Origin of the sequence: Rothia sp. HMSC067H10 (assembly GCF_001810635.1) — a bacterium.
GTDB classification, from domain to species: Bacteria; Actinomycetota; Actinomycetes; order Actinomycetales; family Micrococcaceae; genus Rothia; species Rothia dentocariosa.
This window is the reverse complement of sequence record NZ_KV802292.1, coordinates 1-3,954: the sequence shown is the minus strand read 5'-3', so window position 1 is coordinate 3,954 and position 3,954 is coordinate 1. Positions and strand designations below refer to the sequence as shown.

Sequence of the window (3,954 nt, the reverse complement as noted above, 5' to 3'; positions counted from 1 at the left end):
CTCTTTGGCTTTTTCTACCTCCTGCTCCGCTTTTACCCTATTCCAATACTGTTGTAACTGCTCTTCAGACATCCTAGACTGCTTACGCATGATCAACAGTCCTAAGAAAAACATACTCGGACGTAAACCAGCCATCATCCCAGCCCAACACAACACTGCCAATAAACGATATGGCGTGGGCAAAAGGAGCACAGCGGGGATAGACCCAAACGAGCACAATAAAAACACACCGAAAGCCCGAAAGGGACGATGTATAAAATAAAAAATACAGACATCGGCTACAATCCCAACCGGGGGAATCAAGAGCACCATCACGTACAGTAACGGATATATGTGCGACGGGTACTGGTGAATATTCTGATTGACAAACCCTATCAGAGGAACCGCAATAAGAACTTGAAACAGGATGAAGACGGGGATCTCTGTCCACCATTGCACCTGTTTCCAGCCTTCGATCTCGATCCCAAGAAACATTTTCTGAGAGTTTCTCCTCATCATGGGTGCTCACTACTGGTTGTTGGTTCCGGGCGTGGGTTCGGTGAAGGCACCACAGGGCTACCAGCGGGATTTCCCGCACGAGGATCAGGCACCGGTTCCTGCACTGCAGGCTGCTGCACAAACACAGGCTCGTTACCGCGCGGCGATACAGGAGAAGGACCAGGAGCGTCGCTAGGACCTGAGTTAACAGGAAGAGTGGAGATAAGTTTTATTCCTGGATCTACCAGATATGTTTTCGTCAGGTCTGTTAAGGCTACAGTACCAGCATTACCAGCACCATAATTGCCAAGTTTAAGCCACCCTGGATTTCCATGAAAATTCGGGTGTCCGGCACGTAAAGCAGCAAATGAGTCTACATACTCCGGAGCTTTCAACGGACGACCTGCAACCGTATCCTCAAATTTCATCCACTGACCATGACGACGCCCCACAGGCACAGCGCCTACTTGGCTCGCACCTGCGCCTGCCAACAATGCATACACCGTGTCCCCGCCCGAAAGCGGACCCTGCCCGGTAGCCAAGCTCCATCCCTGGGCGTTAGCAACATTGAGCCCACCGGCGCCCATAGCCTCCACAGTATTACGCATTCCAGACGAAAGCTGCCCACGAGAGAGTGAACCGACCGTAGGTTTGACCAAACCGCCGAGTACGTTACCCGTAGCACCAGAACCAACATAAGTATTGAACTTATCCCAGTCCCAATCTCGACCGTACGCGCGAGCAAACGCATCCCGATCACCTTGAGCATACTGCACTGTTGCCTCAATACCGCGTTGCCCAGCGTACACTCCAGCATTGACTGCAACACCAGTAGCCGTCATCGTACTCAAATGTATTAATGACACCGGTAGGATCAGTGATTCGTGTGGGATAACCTTGATCGTTCCACTCGTAGCGTGTTACAGCTCCAGTTGCATCGGTGAGGGCTACAGGATTGGGGTTTGTATCATCTGCATACTCGTATGTCACCGTCATGGATGGACCTAGATTGACGGTATCACGTGCGTCCCGTACAGACACATCAGTGATACGGTCATGTTCATCCCACCCGTAGGTATAGTCGGTACCCTCGGGAGTCCGTTCTTTCACTAAACGTCCGCGGGTATCGTATGAACGAGCAACAGTTGTTCCATCACGGTAGGTCTCGCTGACGCGCTTATTAAACGAGTTATAGCGCATAGTGTAACGAGTACCATCGGATGCAACAGTACTTACAAGCCGCCCCTTAGCCTCACTATAAAAAATATTGGGAGCTATTCCCGCATTTTTTCCGGCAATAACAGTTTTACCATCAGCCAAATACTGATATGAAATTTCATAATCGTATTCACTAAGCTGGTGTACTACACGCCCATCTTGATCATAAGTATTGGTGACTTCAACATGTCCGTTTACATCTGTTACCTCATGAATTAGGTGCTCAGGAGTGTGCGAATATGAGCGGGTTCCGGCAGCAGTTGCGACAGAGACTAAATGACCATGTGTATTGTACCCATATTCTGCAACAAATAATGGGATGTTAGCGTGGGAGCCGATGGTGTTATAGGTATATGCCTGTAGTGGACGAGTCGTTGTACCAGATTTATATGATGAATAATCAATATGGATGCCCCGACCAGCAGCAGGATGAATTATCTCAGTAATAAGGTTGTTTCGACGCAGAGCTACCACTGTGTTTGAGGGATGCCCTATTGTTGTGGAAAGCCAAAAACCGGAGGGTGTAAAAGCATGTGAAACATGCTCCTCATTACTGATGACCCAGTAATACTGATCTGGAATCAAAGATTCCTCTGGGCGCGTTTGCTCCCATGCCTGAGTATGTGCTCTCTGAATACGTTCATATAGCACATTCTCAGAATCAATTTTTTCTATCCACCAAGGTTCTCCTGGTGCACGTTCAAATTTGTTGTCCTGACGGGGAAAGCACAAAATACGACCATCATCGGTGTACCACTGAGCTTCTTGATTGGAAAATACTAATTTCGTTTTCACGCTCACCCATCTGATTCTCAATTGACGTCCGGCAGTACCTAAAAGAAGACACCAGGGTATCTGCCATACCAAAGTCAAACTTTACGGGGTCAGTATTCGCATGCATATAATCAGCTCTGATTCTATGTATCGGTGAAGTTGTCAGAAATAGATACTAAAATGGGTGGGAAGCAGAAGGTACTTTTCTGCTTTCCACCCACCAGAAAGAGTTTTTGACTATGCGCCGCCACCCGCTCGGAAGATATCATCAGAAATCTGCTGAACCTGGGCACGCAGGTGATCGAGTTCCTCTTTCACTTTATTGAGAGCAAGACGGGTATCTTGCCATGATCCACGGAACTGGGATGCGAGCGGACCGTCCCAGTTATTTGGGTCGGAAAGAACTTCTCCCTGCCTGTTCAGTTGCTGAATTTGCTCTTGAAAGCCGCCGTTGATGATGGTCTGCATTTGGCTGATAGCCTGTTTAGCGGTATCGGTACTAAGGACGCGTTCACTCATGATTGTTCCTTCGTGGTTGGAGGTGCTCCACGCCTCATGGTGGAGGTCTGGAACCCAGACTACCCGAGTTTGAAGATAAGGGTCAAGGATATTTACAGTGTGTTTCAAAATATCTTGAAATTTCTGTCATAGACAAAAGAAATATGAATCTATGCTACATTGAGAACTTTCTAGATAACTCCACTTATCAGGCTCGAGCGTATGGTGCTACCGTAGAGAAAACAGTCCTCCACAAGCGTCAGAGCTATGCTGCCAGTTGTTATGGATTGGTAGCGCGTTTTGTTGCGAATAAAAGGAAATGAAGAGTTCATAAGCTGCGTCGAGAAACAATGTGCAATCAACTATTGGCTGGACCAGTCTGCTTCACAGAAAAGCCGCATCAGGAAGAGTTGTAAGGATATGAATCAACCGTCTGGGGGGGGGTCCGTGGGGAAGCCAGAGAAGCAACCTCGACCAAGTACTGCCAAGAGCAATGATGCTGATAAAGCTCCACAGAGTATGCCGATTTCGTCTGATGATCGTGTTCAGCCGGTGTTATGGCCTACTTTGCTTTCCATAGGCTTCTCTCAACTAATGGTCGCTATCCCCGTACTCTGGATGCTCATCGATGCCGTAGAACACCCTAAACCATTAGCATTCTATATAGCTGCTTTACTTCTGCCCCCAGCAGGAATCGCCTGGACCGTTCTTTTATTCTCTAAGCTCAGACTGTACCCGGCCTGGGGAATCTATTTCGCTTCGTTCTTCCTGCTGCCTTTTCTGCTAGGAGTTGTTCTTGGGATACCCTGGGGTATTTCCCAAGAGGTGTTCTTGCTCAGTACTTTTAGTATTGGTGCTGGGTATTATTCGGGAAATGTGCTTGTTGTTTATCTTGAAGTGCTTAAGCTTTCCCGAATGAGTTCGGTGGAGTACGCTGCGTATGTACAACAACAAAAAGCGGAGCAGGAGGTAGAAAAAGCCAAAGAG

General features: G+C 48.0%; 5 protein-coding genes. 1 reads left to right on the top strand and 4 read right to left on the bottom strand.

Annotated features, from left to right (window positions below; translation table 11 throughout):
- The 4 genes from HMPREF2756_RS11330 to HMPREF2756_RS03780 all read right to left on the bottom strand — a co-directional run.
- Positions 1–474 (bottom strand): hypothetical protein (locus HMPREF2756_RS11330; RefSeq protein WP_210393514.1); only part of this gene is annotated, 474 nt, incomplete at its 3' end.
- 20 nt (positions 475–494) lie between these two features.
- Entirely contained in the window at positions 495–1,319 is an 825-nt protein-coding gene (locus HMPREF2756_RS03790; protein WP_141747816.1) for a hypothetical protein, read from the bottom strand.
- Entirely contained in the window at positions 1,261–2,496 is a 1,236-nt protein-coding gene (locus HMPREF2756_RS03785) for an RHS repeat protein (RefSeq protein WP_070618478.1), read from the bottom strand. Before HMPREF2756_RS03785 ends, HMPREF2756_RS03790 begins: the two co-directional genes overlap by 59 nt.
- A 210-nt stretch (positions 2,497–2,706) precedes the next feature.
- Positions 2,707–2,988 (bottom strand): pyrophosphorylase, encoded by a 282-nt coding sequence (locus HMPREF2756_RS03780; protein WP_070535802.1) that lies wholly within the window; start codon positions 2,986–2,988, stop codon positions 2,707–2,709.
- A gap of 399 nt (positions 2,989–3,387) precedes the next feature.
- On the opposite strand from HMPREF2756_RS03780, the gene HMPREF2756_RS11420 reads away from it, so the two are divergent.
- On the top strand, positions 3,388–3,954 hold a 567-nt coding region (locus HMPREF2756_RS11420), incomplete at its 3' end, for a hypothetical protein (protein WP_246825827.1).